A 23,301-nucleotide genomic window follows, 5' to 3' on the forward strand; every position below is an offset into this window, starting at 1 on the left:
GATCTGCCGAATGGCAAAATTCGTTTTTCGGAAATCTACGGGTTTGGCGCGGTAATGGGATTTTCTCCCCAACAGGTGCGAGCCATGTCCATGTGGCAATTCATTGCGGCTGTTGAAGGCTGGGTTCGGTTTCATGCACCGCCATCCGATAAGGACGGGGCGCTCAGTGAAGCGGACAAGCAAATGCTCTTTGAACAAATCAAGTCAGGTGCGTGATGGCAACAGACCTTGAAAGGCTGGTTGTGCAGTTGTCGGCTGATGTCAAGAAATTCGAAAAGGCGATGAATAAGGCGCAAGGCATTACCAGCAAGAGCATGAAGGCCGTCGAGACACGGGTGAAGCGGACTGAAGGGAGACTTTCGAAGTTCGGTCGTGAGAGCTTTGTTGCCATTCGCGCTGGCACTGCAGCCTTTGCCGCTGTCGGTGTTGCAGCTGGCGGCGCTGCGGTTGCCTTCAAGCGGTTCTCCGATGCTGCCACGCGGATCGACAACACTCTAAAGGTTGCCGGACTTGAAGGCGAGCAGCTGGAGACGGTCTATAAGTCGCTGAGAGATTCTGCGATCAAGTATCAGGCTCCGCTTGAAACGCTGGCAACGCTCTATGGTTCGTTGTCCCTTGCTCAAAAAGAACTTGGCGTATCCAGCACTGAAATCGTCTCCTTTACAGACAATGTTGCAGCGGCGCTGAAGGTGTCCGGGAAAACCGCTCAGGAGGCCAGCGGTGCCTTGCTGCAATTGGGGCAGGCTCTTGGCGGCGGTGTTGTTCGCGCTGAAGAGTTCAATTCGATATTGGAAGGTGCTCCGGCTATTGCGCAAGCAGCGGCGAGAGGCATTAAGGAAGCGGGCGGCTCTGTCTCCAAGCTTCGTGGGCTGGTCATAGATGGCAAAGTGTCGTCTGAAGCGTTTTTCCGGGGTTTTGAAGCCGGTGCAGTCACGCTGGATGAGCGTCTTTCGCAGACAACGGTGACCATTGACCAGGCGTTCTCAAATCTGGGAACTGCTTTGACGGATAGTGTTCGTGAGTTCAACAAGGCGACAGGGGCTTCGGAGAACTTTGCCACTGGCATCGACAGTGTCGCCAAGGCCATTAACGACATTGATTTTGAAGCCTTCATTTCCAACATTCAGGAGGCATACAGAGCTGTTGAAAAAACACTCAATGCCATCTTGAATGAGGCGTTGGGAGTTACCGAGGGCGGTGTTGCGATCAATTTGGAAAAAGAAGAGGCTGAAACGGACATTCGCCATCTAGAGCGTGAAGTTCGACTGCTTGAAGATTCTATTGAGCGCAACAAGACACTCGGATTTGATAATACTTTGGCGTTGCAAAGGTTGGCAGATGTAAAGGAGGAACTGCAGGCAATTCGAGCGCTTGCTGCGACTATGCCAGACCTTGCAACTGGCTTTGGTTCAGATGGCAAGCTCTTGCCAAATGTGCCGGTGTACAAGTCGGGCCGTGGGGCGGCTGGCGAGGTTTCTGTACCTTTCCCGACTATTACGAAAGCGGACGGGGCCACAAATGGGCCTGTTCCGCGAACCAAGCCGAAGCAGGTCTCGTTGGATGACTTCGATCCTCCCGCAAAGCGTGGTTCGGGCCGTGGTCGCAAGCGCGAATCCGATTACGAGCAGGAAACCCGCTCCATCCGTGAACGCATTGCAGCTCTTCAGGCCGAACATGAAGCGCAGGCGGCGGTTAATCCGCTGCTGGATGATTACGGTCACGCCAGTACGCGCGCGTCCGCAGCCCATGAGTTGCTGACATCTGCGCAAAGATCAGGTCTTGCTGCGGGCAAGGAATTACAGAACGTCCAACAGCTGCTGAGCGGGAATTTTGACGGGTTGTCGCCAAAGGCGCGCGAGCAGGCGGTTGCCATGCTGGAACTGGCAAACAGCTATGCGTCGGCATCGTCAAATGTTGAGCAATTGCGGGACAAACAGGAACAGGCGCGGCAAACCGCTGAAGGGCTGAAGTCTTCTGCCAAGAATATTTTGGGTGGTTTTGTTTCTGATCTGCGTCAGGGAAAATCGGCGGCAGAAGCGCTTGCCAATGCACTCGACAAGGTTCTCGACAAACTACTCGACATGGCACTGAATGCCGTATTCGATGGCTTTGGAGCAAGTGCTAGCGGCGGTGGGTTTGGAAGCTTTCTCGGGTTTTCGCGCGGAGGTGTTGTCCCGCATGATGGCCGGGTTCTGCATGCGGCAACGGGCGGGCATGTCACTGGGCCCGGCAGCGGAACAAGCGACAGTATTCCAGCACGGTTGTCCAACGGTGAATATGTGGTCAACGCGGCAGCTACGGCCAAGCACCGGCAGCTTCTTGATGCGATCAATTCAGGTGCCAGCATCCCCGGTTTTGCAAAGGGTGGGCCGGTTGGCGGAATTTATCTGCCCAAGCCGGGTTCCTCGGGTGGGGGTAAGTCCGTGCCTGTGCAGGTCAATGTCATCAATAACGCCAATGCCAGTGTTCGCAAGGAAGAGCGAAAGACTGCGGGCGGCAAAACCATTGATGTGATTGTCGATGAATTAACCGGTCAAAATTCCAGCAGGCCGGGTACGGCGACATACCGTGCATTGCAATCCAGATCCAGCCATGCGGGGGTTGCCAGCCGATGAGCGCACCTCAGTGGCCACAAACCTTGCCGCAGTGTTTTACGGTTGATTCATATAGCTTTGAGGGGCCTGACAATGTCATTGCGTCAGAGACTTCGATTGGCCCGCACAAGGTAAGGCGGCGAAGCACGTCAGCGCCGTCCACTCTTTCCGGTGATCTGATCATGACAGGCGCGCAGTCGCTTGTGTTTTTGGAGTTTGTAAGAGGCGGACTTGCTGACCGGTCAAGGGCGTTTGTTTTTCCGGACCAGCGCGGGGGCACTGTGCTTGTGCGTATGACAAAGCCTTATGTGGAAGCCCGTACCGGGCCCCGGTGGGTTTATCGGATCGAGTTGGAGATTTTGCCCTAATGTCCCGTGATGTTTCCAATGCAATGCGCTCGGCCATGTTCGCTCAGGAGGCCGATGAGGTTCCGATTTGCCTGTTGACCATCACACATGACGATCTGGTCGAACCGTTCTATTTCTCAAGCGATCCGACGCGGCGCATTTCCGTTGATCCTTTGCTTTATGCGACAGCCAGTCGGGGGCGTGATTATCTCTTTCTGCCGTTTGATTTCATCTTGCCGCAAGATGAGGCCGATGCACCCCAGCGGGTAAAGCTGACCATGAGCAATGCGGACAGGGAGATGGTGTCCGTTGTCCGATCTGTCTCTACGCCTCCAAAGGCGTTGGTTGAAGTGATTTTGGCAGAAACGCCTGACCTTGTTGAGATTGCAATTCCTGATCTTTTGATGAGTGAAGCTGTCATGAGCGAAAGCGATATCGTGATCGAGCTGACGGCTGATCCCTTGATCAATGAGCCCTATCCGGGCCGCTCCTTTACACCTGGTTCCTTTCCCGGACTGTTTTGATGGATCGTCTGGTCGGTGTTCCCTATGTCGCTCATGGCCGTAGCTATGAGGCGGCTGATTGCTGGGGCCTTGTTTGGCTCTATTACCGGGATGTCCTGCAGGTCGCAATTCCAGACTACCTGGATGCGATGTCGGATGTCACCTTTGTGCGCTCCGAGATATCCAAGGTCGTTAAAGGCGGGCGCTTGGCAGATTGGGAAAGCGTGTCAGAGCCGAAAACTGGCGATGTGGTTCTGATGCGCGTTGGTCGCTCGGAAAGTCATGTTGGCATCTACCTCGATGCGGGACGGGTGCTCCACTCGGAAGCTCCGGGCGATATTTCCAAAATTGAGCGCCTTGACGGTGTGCGTTTGCGAAACCGGGTGTGCGGTTTTTTTCGGCTGAAATCACGAACATGAACCAAATTACAAAAGGCACTGCGGCATCCGAGGTCTTGGGCCCGGAAGCGCGCATTGACGTGTTTTTCCGGCCCAGCCCCTTTCGGCAGGGGCGTTTGGCGGTTTGCGTGCCTGTGGGTGTTTCCGTTTTCGAGATTGTTGACGCATGCCGCGCCGCGACAAAGACCGGTCATGACAGCCCACTATCGGTTAGAATTGGCGGTGAGCCAGTGCCCCGGCGCTTTTGGGGCAGGGTGCGGGTTCGTCCCGGCGTGTCTGTTGAAGTGGTAAGGGTTCCCGGCAAAGGAGCTGTCAGGAAAATCATTGGCGCTGTTGTTGCCATCGTTGCACTCATTGTTGCGCCTTACATAGCAGCGCCTTTGATTGGTGCTCTCGGCTTGGCGGGCGTTGCCGCAACCGCTGTGACAGGGGCTATTGCTGCCGGTTTGACCCTTGTGGGATCGATGGCCGTCAATGCGCTGTTTCCGGTAACTGGACGGAAGGAACTCTCAAAAGCGTCGCAGTCAGCTGACCAGACAACGCCGCTTTATTCCATCGGGGGGGCTCAAAACACTGCCCGCCAGTTTGAAGCTATTCCGGTCATCTTCGGCACACATCGGATATCGCCGCCTTATGCCGCTGCCGCCTACACCGAAATTGTTGGCGATGAGCAATATCTTCGCATGTTGTTTTGCGCAGGTTATGGCCCGCTTGCGATCTCGGACATTAGAATCGGGGAAACCCCGCTCAGCGCCTTTGAGGGTGTGAGCCATGAGGTGATTGAAGATCACACGCAATCATCGCCAACGCTGTACACACAGCCTGTTTATGAAGAACAGGGCTCCATGGAGCTGGATGGTCCAAGCGGCTGGGTCCAAAGAACCACTGCCGATGATGTCACGGAAATCAGTGTTGATGTGAGCTGGCCGTCTGGCGTCCTGCGATACCGCAAATCTGACGGAAACCGGGTCTCTTATTCCGTGACAGTTGCTGTCCAATATGCAGTGGCTGGATCACAGAACTGGATTGATGCGGGCGCGATTTCCGTATCTGCCAGCTCATCCCAAGCCTTGCGCCGGTCCCGTGCGTGGTCGGTGGCCAGTGGCAAATACGATGTGCGTCTGCGCAAAACATCAGCTGACTATTCCGGTGCTGACACCGTGCAGGAAACAACTTACTGGACGGCGCTGCGCGGGCGTCGGCCTGTGTCTGTTGTCAATTTCGAAAGGCCACTGACCCTGATTGCCCTGCGCATCAAGGCGTCTAATGAGCTGAATGGTGTTGTAAACACCTTGAATTGCATTGCCTCAACCAAAATGAAAGCCTTCGACGGGGCAGTATGGCAAGACGGCCAAATCTCCCGAAACCCTGCTGACCACTTCCGCCATGTATTGCAAGGCGTCGCAAATGAGCGCGGGGTAGGGGACGGGCAAATCGACATTGCCGGTCTTGAGCGTTGGTGGGCCTATTGCAACACCAAGGGTTTCACATTCGATTATGTAGCTGGAAGCCGGTTATCTGTGCCAGCCATGCTGGAAACGATTGCTGCCAGTGGTCGGGCGTCCCTGTCGAGGCTTGACGGCAAGTGGGGTGTTGTTTGGGATGTTCCCGACAGTCCCATTGTCCAGCATTTTTCCCCGCGCAACAGTTCCGATTTTTCCTCAGCGCGGGTTTTTGCAGATTTGCCCCATGCGTTTCGCGTCGGGTTCATCAATCGCGATGGCGGCTACACCAATGACGAACGCATTGTCTATGACGACGGCTACTCCAAGACCAATGCGATCAAGTTTGAAGGGATTGAGTTTCAGGGGGTAACCTCGCCTGATCTTGTCTGGAAACATGCTCGCTATCATATCGCTCAAACGCGCCTGCGCAGGGAAGGTTATGAGCTTTCGACGGATTGGGAAAATCTGGTTTGCACACGCGGTGACCGGGTAAGGGTCAATCATGATGTGATCAAGGTTGGTGTCGGGTCCGCCCGGGTAAAGCTGGTTGAGGAAGAGCAGCAAGTCATCCACCTTGATAGTTCACCTGCCTTTGTCGACGGCAAAACCTACGCGATCCGGTTTCGGCTTGCTGATGGACAGTCCTTGTTGCGACAGGTGCAGGGCATCTCCGATGACGGGATGCGTCTGACCCTATCCGGCAGCGGGGGATTGCCACATATCGGCGATCTCGCACTTGTCGGTGAGGCTGGCGTTGAAAGTCTTGTCTTGCGTGTCAAGTCGGTGCGGCCGGGAAAGGATCTGACTGCCCGGCTTGAGCTGGTGGACGATGCGCCGGAAATCGCCAATGCGGATCAGGGGGCTATCCCTGCCTTTGTCACGAACATTCCGGGCCCCATTGATCCTCGTGCGTTTCCACCACGCAATGTATCTGTTTCGGAGCGCGTGGACAGTCTTGTCAATGCTACGTCTCAGTTTGATGTGACCTGGCAACCGCCTGCGGAAGGCGCAGTGACCGGATACATCATTCGCTACCGGTTGCAGGGTGAATCTGATTGGCTCCATGTTTCATCACGTGATCCGCTTGTAACCATCCGGGATCTTGCAGCGGGCTCATATGATATTGGTGTGCGAGCAGTTTTTGATGGCTCTCAGATGTCTGCCTGGGAGACTATCTCAGCGTCTGCAAGCCTCTTTCAAACTCCTCCTGCGAGCGTTGAAAACCTGCGCGGTGATGTAAACGGCGAGCGCATGACGCTGTCGTGGAGCCCGGTAAACAGTGAAGTTGTTCGTGGATATGAAATCAGGTTCTCGCCCGGTACAGAGAATATCAGCTGGTCTTCGGCAGGCGTTGTCGCGGAAAACGTCAACTCGGAAGTGTTTCAAGTGGCAGCGCGCACCGGAACCTATCTTGTCAGGGCCGTTTCCTATTCAAATCTGTGGTCGAGAAACGACGCAGTTCTCGTCAATACGGTTTCCCAGATCAACGCTAATAACGTCGTCGAAGAAATTGTCGATGAGGGCGTGTTTTCGGGAGGCAAGCACAATGTCACTCAGGTTGGTGACGGTCTCAGGCTTGAGCTAACTGGCGACCTTTATTCACTCGAAGACGTTTATGCTGCTTCTGATATCTATGCGATTGGGGACTTTGAAGAAACCGGCTACTACATGCTTTCCGACATTGTAGATCTCGGTCAGGTTCTAACGAGCCGCGTAAGCGCTGAAGTTGTTGCACACGGTCTGCGTCCGTTAGCTGATTTTTATGCCATTGGAAATCTCTATGATGGCCGTGACATATATGATGCGGTCTCAGAAGCGCTTTGGCGGGCGTGGGCCGAAGTTTCGATAACATCAGGTGACCCTGCCGATCCAGCTTCATGGGGAGACTGGACACCCATTGCAGCAGCGGATTTGACCGCAAGAGCACTGCGTTTCCGCTGCCGCATGGAAACCCGGCAGGCGGATGTTACTCCCATTGTGACACGATTTTCCGCGTTGGTGGATATGCCGGACCGGCTTGAAACGGGTAGCGACATTCATGTTCCAGTTGGCGGGACGGCAATTACCTTTGCCAAGCCGTTTCAAAAGCTGAAAGGCGTCGGCGTCCTCATGCAGGACATGGCTTCCGGTGACAGATACAAAGTGGCTCCCAAATCCGAGACGGGGTTCACGGTGCAGTTTTTCAATTCCGAAGATGAAAGCGTAGCAAGGTCATTTGACTTTGTTGCCAGTGGCTATGGCGAGGTGATTTGATGAGCCAACCAGATGAATGGGGTATGGCACTTGAAGGGCCTGCAACGGCTCGGCAGGTGGCTGAGCGGTTAAATCAGACGTTTGATGCTCTTTTGACGTGGAACTCCGGGGCGGTAAGGCCACCCTACATGAAAGAGGGGGGTGTTTGGCCGGATACATCGATTGCGGGCAAGGTAACCTACAAGTTTGCCGGGGCTGACCAAAGCGGTGCGGGTGACATTCCATTCGGCGTTCTGGATAAGGGGCGCGGACAATTCATTCCGAATCTGAGCCATGTTGGGCCTCAAGAGCAAATAGCCTCCGCCGCCACGATGGATATCGGGGCGAAGTCTGCCTATCGCCTGGTTGTCACGGGAAATGAGGGTATTCAGAGTCTGGGCGGAAAACAGAATGTCCGCAAACAGCTCAGATTCGAGGGCGAACTTACGCTCACACATGATGATGCGGTACTTGCGCTACCAGGCGAAAAGGATCTCACTGTTAAAGCGGGCGATGTGCTTGAGTTTTCGTCAGATGATGCGGGTAAGTTCCGTTGTGACGTTTCTCCTGCTGCGGGGGCGGATGGCGGTTCAACCTCCAGTTCCGGCGTTCCTGTCGGCTTTATCGCTCCTGACCCTTCTGGCACTGGTTTTGGTCCCGGCTGGCTGAAGCTTGGGAATGGTGCGACCTTTGATGTCACGATCTACAAAAAACTGGCGCTGAAATACCCGGATGGCGTGCTGCCTGATCCTGATGATCGGGTTTTGCGCGGGGCAGGTCCCTTGGCAGGTGCTGCCGGAACGGTGCTTGAAGATGCGTTCCAAGACCACCCGCACGAAGACGCTTACGCCTCCAATGTGTCTGATGGAACCGCGCGCACTTCTGTCCGCACATTCGGTTCCGGTCGTACAGTCGCCGAAACTGGTGAAAGTCAAGAATTGCCTCAGGGTAATGCGGCAGAAGGTAATGAAACTCACCCTCTGACAGGACCTGCATCAGCGGTCCCCGGCGTTCGTACAGCCTCAGAGACCCGCGTCAAATCCCTCACAGTCGATTGGTACATCAAGGCAGCAGATACAGTTAATGATCCGGAAGTCATCCAAGCGCTAGCCCATGTTGCATCGCTGAATGCTGTAGTGTCACAAACGGGCGAACTGGAGCGTGTTGCGAAAAACCGGGTGGTGAACCGGTTCAATACCCGCGCTCAGTACACGGCTCCCGTCTACACGGCGGTGGATGGGGTGGAAATCGCCATTTTCCAAACGACCATAGACAACATCAAATCCGGTAACGCTGTGCGGATTGACCTTGGTGTATTTTTCGAGAGTGAGAACAACCTTGTATTCTGGTTACGCAGAGGGGATGTGGACCTAGATCGAGGAGGCTCGGCGGGCGGGGCCCAGCCTGGCACGCGCGGGATTTTTGCTCCAATCTACGACAACCACAACGGCGGTACGCCAAATTTTAAATCCCTTTCACTGACCGACGAGAACCCTCCTGCGGGGTCATCTACATACAAACTCATGGCCCAGAGTAGTTCCGCTGTCTCAAAAAGTTTCAGGATCAATGAACCAACCGATGGAGCGGTAGGTGAAAATCGTGAAAGAGGCGTGTCTTGGATGGAATTGCAGGAGCTACAGGCATGACAGGCTTTGTTAATGTAGACCAAGACGGAGTAGTGGTCGCTTGGTGTGAAGAACGGCGTGGTCTTGCGGATAAGGCAAGCGCTTATGCGGTGCCAGACGGCATATCTCTCGGGTGGATCTTGTTGCCAGACGGTAGTTTTGCGCCGCCGTCTATTCCTGAAAGATCGCTGGATGAGGTTAAATCCGAAGCTGTGAAGGCGGTAAAGCAGCGCCATGCGGAAACACTGAACGCTCTAACGGGCGGCGAAACCATCGAAGAGCGCGACACCTGGGATCTCAAGGCTTCAGCCGCGGAGTTGTATCTCGTTGTATTTCCGGAAGTCATCGAGCGAAACGAAGACGGGACTGCAAAGGATGCGAGGTTTCTGATGATAGAAACTGAGGCGCTATTTCGTGGGGATGACCCGACCGTGTTCGCAAAAACGATCAAGAAAAAGGCGGATGAATACGCTCGTTTGATTGGTGTGGCTGGTGGCATCAAAAGCAAGGCACTGAGAGCTATCAAAGCGGCAGAAACAGCGGAAGAGGTGGTCGCTCTCCTCGAAGCCTCTGAGGCAGAAGCGGCGGCTGCGTTGCAGCAATGGCTTGCCGCAGCCTGACAAATGACTGGAATAGCCCGGTTTGATGGATTTGAGCGGGTTCCCGGCACCCGGAAACGCTACCGGCTAACCGCGCCGCTTCTATGGGATGTCAGCAAGAAGGGCTCTAACTGGACGCTTATTTTACCGCCCGGTACCGAGTTTGATATTTCGGTACCAAAGTGTCTGGAATGGGTGCTTGATCCTCGCGACCGGGCTGTCCTTCCTGCTGCTGCCATTCATGATGAACTCTTGATACGCGGTCATGATCCGTCTGTTTCATCGGCAGAGTTTAGACGAGCTGCTGTTGCTCGTGGATGTTCCAGGCGATGGGGCTGGGTGCTCTTCTTCTCAACCCTCCTTTGGACGGCGTTCGGCAAATAGCGCCGGCTGATCCCCTTTTTCAAAAATCCAACTGTCATCAGGCTCACGCACGTGGGCCTTTTCGTGTTTTGCCCTGAACAAGGAAGCCAATCATGCGCCCACTCACAGAAATCATTGTCCATTGTACGGCAACGCCTGAAGGGCGGGCTGTGTCGGTCAAGGAAATCGACACATGGCACCGCGCCCGTGGCTGGTCCGGTATTGGCTATCACCGCGTGATCGATCTGAATGGCGACAGTTGGCAGGGCAGGGATTTGGCAAGTGTGGGCGCGCATTGCGCGGGCCACAATCTCCGTACTATTGGCGTGGTCTATGTTGGCGGGCTTTCCAAGGATGGCAAGACTGCGAAGGACACCCGCACCCTTTCCCAGAAAGAGGGATTGATTGCCGAGCTGACCAATTTGCGTGACCGATTCAACATTCAAAAAGTGTCTGGCCATAATGAATATGCGGCTAAAGCCTGTCCGTGTTTCAACGCCTCCGCCGAGTATGATCATCTCTTCCCGGAAGGGCGCGGCATCGTGGTTTCCAAAAACCCGGACGGGCTGTTGAGGCGAGGGGATGCAGGTCCGGATGTCCATCGGTGGCGTGAGGATCTGGATTTTTACCGTGACAAGATCGGCCATCCGTATCCTGTTCCTTTAACAGGCCCGTTTGATCACACGCTAGAGCTGGTGACCATGTGGTTCCAGAAGGAACGTGGCATTCAGGTGGATGGCATTGTCGGTCCGCAGGTCCTCGAGGAAATGAAACTGGCCCTGCAAGGCAAGCCACCATTCCTTGCCATGCCTGACAATGACGAAAAGCCTGATACGGCAACCGCGCTCTACCACGCAGAAATGATCGTCAAACTTCTCAAGACGGCTTGAACCAATAGCCGCTTGATTCGCTGAACATTCAGCAAACCCTCACTACCTCAAAAAATCGGAGTATTTTGAAATGATCCGCTTCGCATTCGCGGCGCTGATAGCGCTCGTTCTGTGTCCCGCCTCAGCCTTTGCCGGGACTAGCCTGGACCTTTCCCCCTTTGCGGTTCCTGTCTTTGAGACCGTGATGACGGTTCTGGCAGGTGTTGTTGTCTGGTTTGGCCGCAAGGCCGTGAACACCTTTGAGGCCAAGACCGGTATCCAGCTCAATGAGCAGATGCGAGCCGGGCTTGATGATGCGCTCTACAACGGTATCGCTTACGCGAGAGAGCGAATTGGGGAACGGCTCGGAAACCAAATGGGAGACCGTCTCTCGGGTTCCCTTGAGGTCGATGTCAAAAACGAAACCCTTGCCATGGCAGCTGACTATGTTCTCAAGGCCATGCCAGAAACTCTGGACTATTTCGGGATAAACCGGCAGGGCGTGATTGACCGCCTTGAGGCGCGGCTTGGTATGGACCTCAACCGGGATGGCCGGATCGGGTTTGTGACGAGCCATTCCTCATGAACCTTCTCGTCTCATTTGTGACAAAGCTGCTCGCGGACCTTGTTCGCGGGCTTGTCTTAGACTGGAAACAGGACCGGCTTATCCGACAGAACACTGTTTTGAAGGCGCAGCTGAAGTCCCGAAAGGCTATTTCCCGTGCACGTCAAACATCTGATCGCCGCGCTCTTGATGATATCCGCAACCGGCTGCGTCAGCGCACCAATCGGCCCAGATAGCGGCATTTGTGCCGCCTTGTCCGAGATCAAGTGGGAAGCACACGACGCCGATGTTGTGTCAGAGCGACTGGCTCGCTCACTCGATACTGTTCTGGAGCTTGAGAAAGAGCAGGGGTGCCACCCATGAAACCTGTCCTCGACTGGCTCTGGCAACTCCCACTGACCAAGCTTGCTGTGGTCGCCATATTTGCAGCCATTGGGGCCGCCCTCCCCAAAGACCTGTCACCACGAGACCGGCTAATGACTTTCTTTGTAGGATTTATGGCGGCTGTTGTCTTTGGAGAGCCACTTCGGGAAATCCTCTCCATGAGCGATACTTGGGCCTTTGGCATGGCGGGCATTCTTGCGATGACAGGCAGGAACATTGCCGTCTTTGTTATCAGGGCAAGCAGAGACCCGGCTGGCTTTGCGAAAACCTGTCTGGAAATCTGGAGGGGAAAGTAGTGGACTTCGTCCCAATAACCGAACAGTTTCACTATTGACCCTATGCGGCCATTTTCCAAGTCATATTGTTGGGAAATATCCGATCAGAAAGAGCTTCCTTTCAGTCTCCAATTCAGAAAGTGCCCCCATAGCTTATATTCCACGACGCAGCATCATGATGGCTTCGGCCTTCGACTCTACCCGTTCGATCTCTGCCAGTCTGGCGCGGGCCTCAGTCCAATCGGCCTCCGTTTCCGCCCGGTTCGCAATTCTCTCGCGCAAGAGAGACTTGGTCCGAGGAATATCTTCCTGTTCTATTGCGGCCATGACCATGTACTGATAGTAAATATCTTGTTGAGCATGACTGGCTCCCAAGTCTGGAAGTTCAAATCGCAGACGCGCAAACTTGTCGAGCGCATCGGAAAACCGCCCCAAATGAAAGTCAGCAATCGCTTCGGCCACTTTAGCGGCAAGCAACGATTGCCCGTTAGCGTTTGACCCGGCGCTCATCCATTGGTCTAACGCATTGGCAATGTGAGTTTCTTCTCCCGAGCGAGCCAAGGCCATTGCTTGATGAGGAACAGTAAATAGCACTGTATGGTCGGACAGTGTTTCTCTGGATGCTTTAGCAATCCGATCCCATCGGTCGCCGACATTCACACCCTGGAACTCAAGCCGAGACAACATGGATGCGGCGTTCTGAATATCCAGGTAAAAATTGCTGGTTCCCGGGTATATCTCCTTGTCTACGAGCCCCAAGACTTCGTCTAGTTTACCCTGAGCCATCTTGAACAGGGCCAAATGCCACCAGATGTGGCCCCGAAACAGATTATAGTCGTTCAACTTATCTGCCACGCTCTCGATGTGTGCCTCGCCTTCCGTGCTGCGCCCCTGCATTTCAAACACATGCGCAAGGGCATGAAGCGACCAGAGATCTGTCGAATTTATCTCGAGGGCTTCTCGCGCATACCTTTCTGCCAGGCCAAAGCGACCCGCTTCTTCCAGAGCGAAGGCGAGAGGCCCTAGAAACAAGCCATATCCCGGTATTTCTGCTGACCAATAGGGCAGTGTCTGAACAGCAGCGGCTAGTTGTCTTTTCTTATCGCCATTCCAGAACAACGCGCCGGTCAACTGCCTGTAGGCAAGAAGGTCGGCCGGCCATTTTCCAATGATGTCCTCCCAGACAGCATTGCGGGCCTCGTGTTCACCAGAGATCCAATGGCCGAGCGCTGCAATGTGCAGTCGCTCGCGTGGCGTTGCACCAGAGGTCAGTTTTGTTGCATTTTCTAGATAACCTTGAGCTACAGTTTTGCCCGACACCGATCCATCAGTCATAGTGGAATATCCGCGAAGTACATTGCCTAGGACAAATTCTGGGGCTTCTTCCAAAAGCGATTTGAGTTCATCGGCGGTGCCAGGCACATAGTGATAAGTGTCGAGCAAGATTTGATCATATGTTTTGATTTGGGTGTCAGAGAGGCCGGTAACCGAAAGTCCTCTTGCATCCGTTACAGAAAAGAGCTGCTTAGACATTAAACTGATGTTTTCCAAGTATTTTGATGTTGGGGTGAAGATGACGGATTTTACCGTTGTTTTCAAGCCCGTCATTGGCCTTATCCGGCCATGTTGCGCGCCAATTGAGATCCATACTTGAGCCTAGCCTCGTTCATCCGTTCTTTTTATGTTCTCATGAACTGATTGCCGGAACGTGTCCAGAACGCGGCTTGTCGCATCCTCAAAATTCCTGAAATTTCCCGCCTTAATTGACGCGGGAGATCCGGAGCGCGCCAACGCTCCGGAAATCGGCAGTCCGACAAGACTTAACGCCGATCGATGTCACACAAGCATTCCATCGCCCCCGCGATCAGACCCGAAGGTCTGATTCTGCGCTGCTGCAGATTGCGGGTGTTTAGGATTGCGAAACCTATCATGTCAACAAACCTGTTTGGCGAGCGCGAGAGCGCTGGCATAAGCCCTGTTGCACCCTGGATCGGAGGAAAGAGAAATCTTGCCAAGCGTCTCATCCGACTGATTTCTGCAGTCAAACATGACCTCTATGCCGAAGCCTTTGTCGGCATGGGTGGTGTCTTTCTCCGTCGCAAGTTTGCGCCAAGTGCGGAGGTCATCAACGACTATTCGGGCGAGGTGGCGAACCTGTTCCGGATTCTGCAGCGGCATTATCCGCAATTTCTGGACTGCCTGAAGTACCAGATCACCAGTCGGCGCGAGTTCGACCGGCTTCAGCGTGTTGATCCGTCGACGCTTACTGACCTGGAGCGGGCTGCGCGGTTTTTGTACCTGCAGCGCACGGCATTTGGTGGAAAGGTTGCAGGGCAGAACTTTGGCGTCTGCGCAGAAAGGGGAGGCCGGTTTAACCTCACCAGTCTAGTGCCAATGCTGGAAGATGTTCACGAACGGCTCGCGGGTGTTGTGATCGAGAACCTGAGCTTTCAGGACTTCATTCCGCGTTACGATCGGCCAGAGGCGCTGATCTACTGCGACCCGCCATACTTTGGCTGCGAGGATGACTACGGCAAGGAGATGTTTGAACGGTCTGACTTCGAAGTCCTTGCGGACCTGATGCGCGGTGCTGCAGGAAAAGTCATCGTCTCGATCAATGATACGCCGGAAATAAGAGAGACGTTTGAAGGCCAACCAATGTTGCCGGTTAACGTGACTTATTCGATTTCAGAAAGTGCGCCAAAGGAATTTGGCGAGTTGATCATCACGAACTTCAATCATCCATTGATAATTGGAGATGCCACGCTGTGAGCGTGGTGTGCGCCATTAGGCTGATTGAAACGTGAGTGTTTTTGGAGCTAAAACGAAAAAATTACGAAATGCCCTCCTAAATATCTGGAAATAATAGACTTAAGATTCCGGCGGGGGGCACCACTTTTTCCATCCACCACAATTCAGCTTGTTCGGCTACCTGCTGCAAGGTTGCGTAGAGCCATTTGCAATTCCTGCGCCTGCTCTCTTAATGAGTTTGTGTAGTTATCGCTCCATGATTTCGATCTTCTGAGGTTGCCAGGGGCGTGCTTTCGTGATGGCTAATGTGCTCAGTGAGGGGTGCGTTAAGCTCTCATTAAGTAACAATGCATGGTTGTTGATTTATTTCTCTGCATCTAATTATTGTTTATAGTTTTAATGAGAACCTTACGTCAGTTTGGGTTGGTGGGTCGCATGTTAAGTATTCAGGGCAAGTTGACGATTATTTCGGTGGCGCTAATGACGCCGCTTATTGCTGTGTCTTTGTTCAGTGAGCAATTGATCCGCCAACAACTTTCGCGAATTGAGTTTGCGCTCCAAGGTGGCGATGCAATTGTCGATATCTGGGATTACACGATAGAAACGACGCTGAGCCCAAAAGAACTTCCAAAGCCTGTCAATTTGTCACCGTCAGTGTTGAGCATGGATGGGCGGCTTTCCGGTCTTCAAGAGAAATTGCACGACCCAGAACTGGCGACACATAAGCGAATCCAAGCGGCCCATGATGCCATTTTGACTATTTCGGGTAAGTCAGAACTTAGCAACATCCTGTCATCCAAGAGCCCGGAACTCGCAATGGTGCTGTTCGACCGAGGGGCGGAGCTTGTTTTCCGGTTGGAAAGGCTTGCCAGCATTGGCATAAGATTGAGCAAAAAGAATGAGCTTAATCAATATGATATAATGAATGTGATGGTTGCCGGTGGGCAGTTCAAGAATGTTGCTGACAATGTGGGCCGGGTGACACGAATAGAACCGTATGTTTTTCCTGAAACAGCAAGGGCCCTTATCAGTCACGTTGGTGCTGACTATCGGAAGTTAAACAGCAAGTTTCAGGGGCAAGCGGCCAAAATCGTGATGGGTGCTGACAAGCACCGGGACGGCCAAATGCTGGTGGTCGAGCCACTTGTTGAGGCTGAAGTCGCTTTTGAACACGGAATAAACGCCTATTGGCGGGCGGTCATGACAGCATCGGTTGATCTGATCCATCAGGACCGTGCTGAGCTAACACAGCTCTATTTTCTTGTAATTGGCGGGCTTGCGGTCTTTACGGTCATTTGTGCTGGGGCTGCAATCGTTCTGCGCCGGTCCATCATTTTGCAAACGCAGGAAATAGAGGCGGCCTATCGTGCGACGGATCAGCAAAATCAGGAGCTGGAAGCGCTAAGAAGGCAAGCTGAGCATGAATCCCACCATGATGCTCTAACCGGGCTAGCGAACCGGCGTTACCTAGAGCGTGAGTTGGACATTCGAGTGCGCAATGCTCGTCAGGCTGCTGGTGGTATCGCGGTTCTGCATATCGATCTGGACCGGTTCAAGATGATCAATGATACCCTCGGCCACGCCGCAGGCGACTTTGTCCTTGAGCATGTAGCGGATGTTCTTCACCGCGAGACGCGATCAGATGATGTTGTCGCTCGTATCGGTGGTGACGAGTTTCTGATCTTGAGCTACTCCAAAGGAGAGCACGAGCCGTTGAGCCGGATGGTCAATCGGATCATCGAGAGCCTGTCAAAGCCGGTCGAGTTCGACGGCAACCTTTGCCAGTTTGGTGCCAGCATTGGCGTCAACACTGCGACAGGCAAGGAACTGGAAGACTTCGATTCCGGCCGCTTTCTGTCAAATGCAGATATCGCCCTCTACAGTGCCAAGGAAGGAGGGCGTGGTCGTTATGTCTTCTTCAACAAGGCCCTACGCGCGGAGACAGAAGCCAGTAAGTCGTTGTCAGACGAGCTGATCCTTGGATTGGAGAACGGTGAGTTCTATCCTGTCTATCAGCCTCAGGTGGATGCGCAGACCGGCGAGTGGATCGGTGTTGAGGCCTTGGCCCGATGGGAGCACCCCGAAAAGGGCGGACTGAGCCCATCTGTATTCATTCCGATTGCCCGTCGGTTGGGGATGCTCGCCCGTTTGGATGAGGCGATTATGGAGCAAGGTCTTAAAGACCTAACTCATTGGGATGCGGTGGGAATTCATGTGCCAAAACTGTCACTCAACCTGTCCGAACATCGGCTTGCCGATCCAGCGTTTCTGGATTGGCTTGAGACACATGATCTTCCGGTTGGGCGTTTGTCTTTTGAAGTCCTTGAAACAGTGTTCTCTGATGATTTCGACGATGTCCGCCGGTTTGCGGTCGATCGCCTTCAGGAATTGAATATTGCCTTGGAGATGGACGATTTTGGAACAGGGCATGCCTCGCTTGCCGGGTTGCTCTCCTTCTCGCCGCAACGGCTAAAGATCGCTCGCGAGTTGGCAGGGCCGGTGGATACATCCGAACGCCACGCTCGTCTGGTGTCCGGTACTGTCGACGTTGCTGCTGCGTTGGAAATCGAAGTTCTGGCGGAGGGCGTGGAGCGCAAGGAACAGGCGGATGTGTTGCGCGATCTGGGATGCCAGTCTTTGCAGGGGTTTTATTTTGCCCGGCCAATGCCAGCCAATGAATTGGTCAAATGGTGGCGTGGCAATATGGTTGCCAAGCCTTCTCGGAGCAGTCACGCAGTCTGATCGCGCTGACCATATCGGGGCTCACTGACAAGTTGGCGCATTCTCGTATCATTCAACCCGATTTCAGGTGACAATTGCCCGTCTGCCGGGTATTGACGCGGGCATGTTAAGACGCCTTTACGACTGGACCTTGTCCCTTGCCACTGGACCGCGTGCGCCTGCCGCGCTCGGAAGCGTATCCTTCGTTGAAAGTTCCTTCTTTCCGATCCCGCCAGATATCCTGCTTATTCCCATGGTGATCGCCAAACGGGAAAAAGCCTGGTGGTATGCAGCGCTTTGTACTGTCACCTCGGTTCTGGGCGGTGTTCTTGGGTATCTCATCGGAATGTTCCTGCTTCAGCAAGTGGCTGAGCCGATCCTGACATTTTATGGCAAGATGGATTATTTCCATGAATTCAGCGGGATATTCAATGAGTGGGGCTGGTGGTTCGTCTTTATCGCTGGCGTGACCCCGTTCCCATATAAGGTCATCACCATTGCTTCGGGCGCTGCCGGGCTTAGCTTGCCGATTTTCATTATGGCAAGCCTTGTGTCGCGTGGGCTTCGGTTCTTTATCGTCGCGGCGCTGCTTTATTTCTTCGGCCCGCCGATCAAAGACTTCATCGAAAAACGGCTTGGTCTTATGTTCACCATATTCGTCGTCTTGTTGGTCGGTGGATTTGCCGTTTTGAAGTTTATCTAGCGTTCTGGAACCGATCATGCACAAACCAGAGACCTTGGCGTTCAACGCAGCAGCGTTGCTCCTTGTGACAGGGGCAATCGTGATTGCCACGGCTTGGGGATTCCAGCTAATCGGTGGCTATGTTCCGTGCAAACTGTGCCTTGAACAACGCGTTCCGTATTATGTCGGGCTGCCCTTGGCACTTGTTGCGCTGGTCCTGTTCAAGGTTCAAAAGCCACGACTTGCGGGTTTTCTCCTATTGGCGACGGGATTGGTGTTTGCCTATGGCGCGGGATTGGGGATCTATCAGGCCGGGGCAGAGTGGGCCTTCTGGGACGGACCCAATGATTGCGGAGGTGGAACAGCAACACCGACATCTGCCGCTGACATGTTGTCAGCGCTTCAAAGCGTCAAAGTGGTCAGCTGCACAGAGGCCAGTTGGCGCATGCTCGGCCTGTCCTTTGCCGGGTGGAATGCGGTCGCTTCTGCCGGTCTTACCTTACTCGGGTTTCTTGGTGCAGGCTTGACGCTGCTTTCAAATGCGAAACGGGATGCGCTACAGGCATGAACGAAAGTGCAGAAAAACGGGAAGAAAAACGTCAGGACGCCCTGAGAGCCCTCGACCGTGTGCAGGCGGAAAGCGAGACGATTGGTACATCCAGCTTTGCCCGGATGGCAGACCGTGCTCAAAAACACCTGTCAGCAGCTGACAAGGATGAAGAAGACCCGATAGAAGTCTGGGGGACCCGCATTGGCCGGGCTGCCGGGGTCATTTTTGCAATCGGACTCGTAATTTACCTGTTTGTCACCTACTTCTGAGCATCTTGGCCGCGTGAATGTGCGGCTTGTCCGCAGTCAAAGCCAAATCGCGTACGGAGAGTTTTCATTGGCTTCGCAGCATCCCTATCGCAGAACGCCATGGACCAATGCCAAAGCGCCTGACCTTGCAACGTTTGAGGCGTTGGCGAGCGAAACGTTTGCGCAGCTTCCAAATGAAGTGTTGATGCAATGCGGCCACGTGCAGATCAGTCTTGCGGAATATGCTGATGATGATGTTCTGAATGCGCTCGGAATTGAAGACCCGTCGGAATTGCTTGGACTGTTTGAAGGCAGTGGTCTGGCGCAGGACGGAGGGTCTAACTTTACCGGCAAGCTCCCAAATCGCATTTGGCTGTTCCGTCGGCCCATTCTGGATTACTGGGCATCGGGCGAAGAAACGCTTGGCGATATTGTCGCTCATGTGCTGATCCACGAAATCGGGCACCATTTTGGTCTTTCCGATGAAGACATGGAACGCATCGAAGAAGCTGCTGACGTTCAAATGTTATAAAAAACGCGGCCTCATGGAAGCCGCGTCAATTGCTGTTCGATGATGTCAGGTCCGAAGTTTATTCGGCAGCTTCCTGATTGGCGCGCTGAATAGATTCAGTGATCATCCGCTTGGCTGTTTCAACACCTTCAACACCGGTAACCTTGACCCATTTGCCGGGCTCCAGATCCTTGTAGTGTTCAAAGAAGTGCTTGACCTGCGCAACGGTGATTTCCGGAAGGTCGGAAATGTCGTTGATGTTGTCATAGCGTTTGGAAAGCTTGTGGGTCGGAACAGCGATGATCTTCTCGTCGATACCGGACTCGTCTTCCATGATCAGAACGCCGATTGGACGGCAATTCATGATGGCGCCTGGAACAATCGGGCGCTGGTTGACGACCACGACGTCAATCGGGTCGCCGTCGCCGCACAGGGTATGCGGTACGAAACCGTAGTTGCCCGGGTAACGCATCGGTGTGTAGAGAAAGCGGTCGACATACATCGCGCCAGCTTCTTTATCCATCTCGTATTTGATCGGTTCGCCGCCGACAGACACTTCAATGATCACATTGATATCTTCTGGCGGATTGTTTCCGATCGGCACCGCGTCAATACGCATAGGGAGGCTCCTGTTGAGTTGTTGCGCCGTCTATCGCAATCCCGAGCGACAAGTTCAAGCCCCTTCATGCTGCATTGCGTCTAATTGATGAAGCTGGTTGACGGGATCTTGGTCGAATGGTGGAGGTGGCAGATGGTTCGGACTTTCATTCGTATTTTCAGAATTGGCCTTGGGGCAGTGTTTTGCAGCCTTGGGATGGTTGGGATCGCCAATGCACAATCCATTACCAGCGCCTATACAAAGATTGACCTCGCACAGTGCCCTATGCTGCAAGGCGCATCCGATGAGAGCACGCTTGGTGGATCATGGTTGTGTCGTGGGTATGAGGGACTTCCCGTTTATGTTGCTGAGGTAGACCTTCGGATGTTTGTTTCCTTCGGCCCGAATGCCCGAAGCGAGCCAGCCGCTCGCCAAACACTGCCCAACTTCAACACTATCAATGAGACGCTGGAGTGGCGCCTGCGCAACGGAAAACCATTTGCCACTATTCTGCGCTGGTTTCCCAGCCTTGATGTTGGGCAGAAAACCGGAAGCGTTCTCATTGTCAGCCAATATTTGCCGGGCGGCAGGACGTGTCAGATTGCCCGAATTGATGCGCGTGCAAACAAGAATGCGAATGTTTTGGCGCGCCAAGCTGCAGATACTCTGGCTGGACGCTTTGACTGCAATACTCCGCCCCAAGTGATCGGTAACCCGGGAATGCTGCGCTGGTAGGCTTTGAGTTCTATTCCGACGACCAGGTGAAGACAGAAAGCGAAAGTGTTTTGCCAGCGCTTTTATAGGAGGCGTGTGCTGTCAGTTTTCCGCCAACTGCCTCATAAAAGGAACTGGCCAGTTCGTTGTCGCTCAAGACCTGTACGGCGAGGCCATTCAGTCCATAGGCTGACAATTCTGATCGCACGACTTCAAAAAGGTGCCGACCGAAGCCGAGCCCTTGATACTCCGGGCGTAGATAAAGCTCATAGATTTCGCCCTCGCAAGGAACGGTATCTAGACGGCATGTGCCGAACGTTGCGTAGCCTGCGGGTTGGTCGGAAATTTCCAGAAGCTTGATTTGTACGCCCCGTTCCAAGGCCTTGCGCCACCAGTCCGGCGTTCTGCGGGAGATCAGCCTTTGCAGTTCAATGCCATCGAGAAGGCCGCGATAGGCCGCAAGCCAAGCCTCGCTGTGGATGGCAGCGAGCGCCTCACAATCCCTTGGAGCCGCTGCTCGCAAATCAATCATGTGCGTTGACATGAGAGAAGTGTACAGCAGCGAAAGGGATTTGGAAGCGGGAAACAGTTGGTACCCAAAGCGAATGGCCACTAGACCAAATGAAAAGGGCCGGTAAGAACCGGCCCTTCAGTTGCCCTGATGTTTGATACTAAACGCCAGCATGTCCGTTCCGATCTGTGGGGGGCTGGGGGGCTAATGCGATCCACAGCTCGTTCCGGTCATGCCCATCAGGGTATGCTCTTAATATGGGCACTCTTTTCGGCTTACCAAGGGCTGGAATGAGGCAAAAAGGTGATTTTTTGAGTTCAAAATTGCGCCATTTCAACATCCGATATCCCAGCGGGTTTCATGCCCAAAACATGTAGCCGGGTCAGCAATTTGCACTGCTCCTCTTGCCAAATGGAAACTGGTCAGCGCATGATGACGTAACGGGCCATTTTGGTTCGCCCAACGTTGTTGAAGGAGGCGGGATGAGCGACACCGAAGACAGCGCGGCACAGCCCTCCGCCGGGAGCGCGCTCGGAAGCAGTTCGAGCAAAGCTCACGGCAATTCGAATGCTCAACGCCCTTCAGTTGTTTCTTTTCACCGTCGAGAACTCGATACGATTCTGCGGCTATATGGACGCAAGGTGGCGGAAGGTGAATGGCGTGATTACGCCATTGATATCATGAAGGATCGGGCGGTCTTTTCTGTTTTCCGGCGGAGCTCTGAAATGCCGCTTTACCGGATTGAAAAGAACCCGAAGCTGGCGCGCAAGCAAGGGGCTTATTCGGTTGTTGCGACTGGGGGGACAATCCTGAAACGCGGCCATGACTTGGCACAGGTGATCAAGGTTCTGGATAAGCAAAAGCGTCACCTCAGACTGGTGGATGCCTGACACCAAATCGGTTTATCGCCGCTCTTCGCATAAAAAAACCCGGCGCAATGGCCGGGTTTCTTCGTTCTGTGGAGTCCCGCGCGCTTATTCGCGGTTGCCGAACAGCTGCAGCAGCATCAGGAACAGGTTGATGAAGTCGAGGTAGAGGCGCAGGGCACCCATCACGGACTTCTTGGTCGCAACCTCGTGGCCGTCACCTTCGTAGTACATCTCCTTGATCTGCTGTGTGTCGTAAGCCGTCAGGCCTGCGAACACGAGAACACCGATAACGGAGATCGCGAACTGCAATGCCGAAGATTCTAGGAAGAGCATGTTCACTAAGGACGCGATGAAGATGCCGATCAGACCCATGACCAGGAACGAGCCCAAGCCGGACAGGTCCTTTTTCGTCGTGTAACCAAAGAGGCTCAAACCGCCGAAGGCTGCTGCTGTGATGAAGAAAACGCGTGCAATCGAGCCACCTGTATAAACGAGGAAGATCGAGGACAGCGAAACGCCCATAACAGCGGCGTAAACGAGGAACATGGTGCGGGCACCAGATGCGCTCATGGATTGGATGCGGAATGAAAGCCACAGAACCATGCCAAGCGGTGCGAGCATGACGACCCACTTCAGCGGGCTGCCGTAAAGCGTCGCGCCCAATTGCGTTAGAAGCTGACCGTTGCCCAGCTGTGCAACGGCTGCGCTCGGGTCGCTGGTTGTTGCCAGCATTGCTGTACCCAGCGCGAAAAAGCCTGTGAGAGCCAGACCAAAGGTCATGTAGTTGTAGACGCCCAGCATGTAGGCGCGCAGGCCCTCATCAATGCCGGCCTCGGCGTGGCTGCCGGCAACCTGATACGGAGCCTGAGTGTTCCGGTCGAAGGTCGACATAATGTATTGCTTCCCCTTTGTTTTGAGACAAAAGCCACAGGGCTCTTGATGGTTTT

The 23,301-nt window shown here is 54.0% G+C and carries 25 protein-coding genes; 21 read left to right on the top strand and 4 right to left on the bottom strand.

Annotated features, from left to right (window positions below):
• The first annotated feature begins 54 nt into the window (after nucleotides 1-54).
• From TRICHSKD4_RS30720 to TRICHSKD4_RS10685, 13 genes are all read left to right on the top strand, one after another.
• Complete coding sequence (locus TRICHSKD4_RS30720; RefSeq protein ID WP_168156995.1) at nucleotides 55-216, top strand: hypothetical protein; 162 nt, start codon at nucleotides 55-57, stop codon at nucleotides 214-216.
• Nucleotides 216-2,615: a tape measure protein gene (locus TRICHSKD4_RS10635; protein WP_009759193.1), complete on the top strand. Its 2,400-nt coding sequence runs from the start codon at nucleotides 216-218 to the stop codon at nucleotides 2,613-2,615. Before TRICHSKD4_RS30720 ends, TRICHSKD4_RS10635 begins: the two co-directional genes overlap by 1 nt.
• Complete coding sequence (locus TRICHSKD4_RS10640) at nucleotides 2,612-2,962, top strand: hypothetical protein (RefSeq protein WP_040616645.1); 351 nt, start codon at nucleotides 2,612-2,614, stop codon at nucleotides 2,960-2,962. Before TRICHSKD4_RS10635 ends, TRICHSKD4_RS10640 begins: the two co-directional genes overlap by 4 nt.
• Entirely contained in the window at nucleotides 2,962-3,465 is a 504-nt protein-coding gene (locus TRICHSKD4_RS10645; protein ID WP_009759195.1) for a DUF1833 family protein, read from the top strand. The genes TRICHSKD4_RS10640 and TRICHSKD4_RS10645 overlap by 1 nt, the downstream gene beginning before the upstream one ends.
• Entirely contained in the window at nucleotides 3,465-3,863 is a 399-nt protein-coding gene (locus TRICHSKD4_RS10650) for a C40 family peptidase (protein WP_009759196.1), read from the top strand. Before TRICHSKD4_RS10645 ends, TRICHSKD4_RS10650 begins: the two co-directional genes overlap by 1 nt.
• On the top strand, nucleotides 3,860-7,540 hold the full coding sequence (locus TRICHSKD4_RS10655) for a host specificity factor TipJ family phage tail protein (RefSeq protein ID WP_009759197.1): 3,681 nt from the start codon (nucleotides 3,860-3,862) through the stop codon (nucleotides 7,538-7,540). Before TRICHSKD4_RS10650 ends, TRICHSKD4_RS10655 begins: the two co-directional genes overlap by 4 nt.
• The gene (locus TRICHSKD4_RS31190; RefSeq protein WP_009759198.1) at nucleotides 7,540-9,165 is read left to right on the top strand and encodes a hypothetical protein; all 1,626 of its coding nucleotides are present in this window, start codon (nucleotides 7,540-7,542) and stop codon (nucleotides 9,163-9,165) included. Before TRICHSKD4_RS10655 ends, TRICHSKD4_RS31190 begins: the two co-directional genes overlap by 1 nt.
• A complete protein-coding gene (locus TRICHSKD4_RS10665; protein ID WP_009759199.1) occupies nucleotides 9,162-9,764 on the top strand; it encodes a hypothetical protein in 603 nt (200 codons plus the stop codon). The genes TRICHSKD4_RS31190 and TRICHSKD4_RS10665 overlap by 4 nt, the downstream gene beginning before the upstream one ends.
• A gap of 3 nt (nucleotides 9,765-9,767) precedes the next feature.
• Entirely contained in the window at nucleotides 9,768-10,127 is a 360-nt protein-coding gene (locus TRICHSKD4_RS29260) for a DUF1353 domain-containing protein (RefSeq protein ID WP_009759200.1), read from the top strand.
• 92 nt (nucleotides 10,128-10,219) lie between these two features.
• Nucleotides 10,220-10,996 (top strand): peptidoglycan-binding domain-containing protein, encoded by a 777-nt coding sequence (locus tag TRICHSKD4_RS10670; protein ID WP_009759201.1) that lies wholly within the window; start codon nucleotides 10,220-10,222, stop codon nucleotides 10,994-10,996.
• Between the two features lie 70 nt (nucleotides 10,997-11,066).
• A complete protein-coding gene (locus tag TRICHSKD4_RS10675) occupies nucleotides 11,067-11,561 on the top strand; it encodes a hypothetical protein (protein ID WP_009759202.1) in 495 nt (164 codons plus the stop codon).
• The gene (locus tag TRICHSKD4_RS10680) at nucleotides 11,558-11,776 is read left to right on the top strand and encodes a hypothetical protein (protein ID WP_009759203.1); all 219 of its coding nucleotides are present in this window, start codon (nucleotides 11,558-11,560) and stop codon (nucleotides 11,774-11,776) included. Before TRICHSKD4_RS10675 ends, TRICHSKD4_RS10680 begins: the two co-directional genes overlap by 4 nt.
• A 123-nt stretch (nucleotides 11,777-11,899) precedes the next feature.
• Complete coding sequence (locus TRICHSKD4_RS10685) at nucleotides 11,900-12,220, top strand: hypothetical protein (RefSeq protein WP_009759205.1); 321 nt, start codon at nucleotides 11,900-11,902, stop codon at nucleotides 12,218-12,220.
• 132 nt (nucleotides 12,221-12,352) lie between these two features.
• On the opposite strand, the gene TRICHSKD4_RS10690 is transcribed toward TRICHSKD4_RS10685, so the two are convergent.
• A complete protein-coding gene (locus TRICHSKD4_RS10690) occupies nucleotides 12,353-13,807 on the bottom strand; it encodes a tetratricopeptide repeat protein (protein ID WP_050763394.1) in 1,455 nt (484 codons plus the stop codon).
• Nucleotides 13,808-14,128: 321 nt separating this feature from the next.
• Here TRICHSKD4_RS10690 and TRICHSKD4_RS10695 point away from each other — a divergent pair, with 321 nt between their 5' ends.
• From TRICHSKD4_RS10695 to TRICHSKD4_RS10720, 6 genes are all read left to right on the top strand, one after another.
• The gene (locus TRICHSKD4_RS10695; RefSeq protein ID WP_009759208.1) at nucleotides 14,129-14,971 is read left to right on the top strand and encodes a DNA adenine methylase; all 843 of its coding nucleotides are present in this window, start codon (nucleotides 14,129-14,131) and stop codon (nucleotides 14,969-14,971) included.
• 414 nt (nucleotides 14,972-15,385) lie between these two features.
• Entirely contained in the window at nucleotides 15,386-17,692 is a 2,307-nt protein-coding gene (locus tag TRICHSKD4_RS28115; RefSeq protein WP_050763395.1) for a bifunctional diguanylate cyclase/phosphodiesterase, read from the top strand.
• Between the two features lie 103 nt (nucleotides 17,693-17,795).
• A complete protein-coding gene (locus TRICHSKD4_RS10705) occupies nucleotides 17,796-18,374 on the top strand; it encodes a YqaA family protein (RefSeq protein ID WP_040616729.1) in 579 nt (192 codons plus the stop codon).
• 16 nt (nucleotides 18,375-18,390) lie between these two features.
• The gene (locus tag TRICHSKD4_RS10710; protein WP_009759211.1) at nucleotides 18,391-18,921 is read left to right on the top strand and encodes a disulfide bond formation protein B; all 531 of its coding nucleotides are present in this window, start codon (nucleotides 18,391-18,393) and stop codon (nucleotides 18,919-18,921) included.
• On the top strand, nucleotides 18,918-19,172 hold the full coding sequence (locus TRICHSKD4_RS10715) for a hypothetical protein (protein WP_009759212.1): 255 nt from the start codon (nucleotides 18,918-18,920) through the stop codon (nucleotides 19,170-19,172). Before TRICHSKD4_RS10710 ends, TRICHSKD4_RS10715 begins: the two co-directional genes overlap by 4 nt.
• 67 nt (nucleotides 19,173-19,239) lie before the next feature.
• Complete coding sequence (locus TRICHSKD4_RS10720) at nucleotides 19,240-19,683, top strand: metallopeptidase family protein (RefSeq protein ID WP_040616730.1); 444 nt, start codon at nucleotides 19,240-19,242, stop codon at nucleotides 19,681-19,683.
• A 58-nt stretch (nucleotides 19,684-19,741) separates the two neighbouring features.
• Here the strand turns inward: TRICHSKD4_RS10720 and ppa are convergent, their stop codons facing one another.
• Nucleotides 19,742-20,281 (bottom strand): inorganic diphosphatase, encoded by a 540-nt coding sequence (gene ppa / locus TRICHSKD4_RS10725; protein WP_009759214.1) that lies wholly within the window; start codon nucleotides 20,279-20,281, stop codon nucleotides 19,742-19,744.
• A 132-nt stretch (nucleotides 20,282-20,413) separates the two neighbouring features.
• On the opposite strand from ppa, the gene TRICHSKD4_RS10730 reads away from it, so the two are divergent.
• Complete coding sequence (locus tag TRICHSKD4_RS10730) at nucleotides 20,414-20,995, top strand: hypothetical protein (protein WP_009759215.1); 582 nt, start codon at nucleotides 20,414-20,416, stop codon at nucleotides 20,993-20,995.
• A gap of 10 nt (nucleotides 20,996-21,005) precedes the next feature.
• On the opposite strand, the gene TRICHSKD4_RS10735 is transcribed toward TRICHSKD4_RS10730, so the two are convergent.
• The gene (locus tag TRICHSKD4_RS10735) at nucleotides 21,006-21,506 is read right to left on the bottom strand and encodes a GNAT family N-acetyltransferase (protein ID WP_208993060.1); all 501 of its coding nucleotides are present in this window, start codon (nucleotides 21,504-21,506) and stop codon (nucleotides 21,006-21,008) included.
• Nucleotides 21,507-21,967: 461 nt separating this feature from the next.
• Here TRICHSKD4_RS10735 and TRICHSKD4_RS10740 point away from each other — a divergent pair, with 461 nt between their 5' ends.
• Nucleotides 21,968-22,375 carry a DUF2794 domain-containing protein gene (locus tag TRICHSKD4_RS10740; RefSeq protein ID WP_040616732.1) on the top strand — a complete coding sequence of 136 codons (408 nt, stop codon included), beginning with the start codon at nucleotides 21,968-21,970 and terminating at the stop codon, nucleotides 22,373-22,375.
• Between the two features lie 84 nt (nucleotides 22,376-22,459).
• On the opposite strand, the gene TRICHSKD4_RS10745 is transcribed toward TRICHSKD4_RS10740, so the two are convergent.
• Nucleotides 22,460-23,245: a Bax inhibitor-1/YccA family protein gene (locus TRICHSKD4_RS10745; protein WP_009759219.1), complete on the bottom strand. Its 786-nt coding sequence runs from the start codon at nucleotides 23,243-23,245 to the stop codon at nucleotides 22,460-22,462.
• Nucleotides 23,246-23,301 lie beyond the last annotated feature (56 nt).

It is taken from the genome of Roseibium sp. TrichSKD4 (assembly GCF_000148725.1).
GTDB lineage: Bacteria > Pseudomonadota > Alphaproteobacteria > Rhizobiales > Stappiaceae > Roseibium.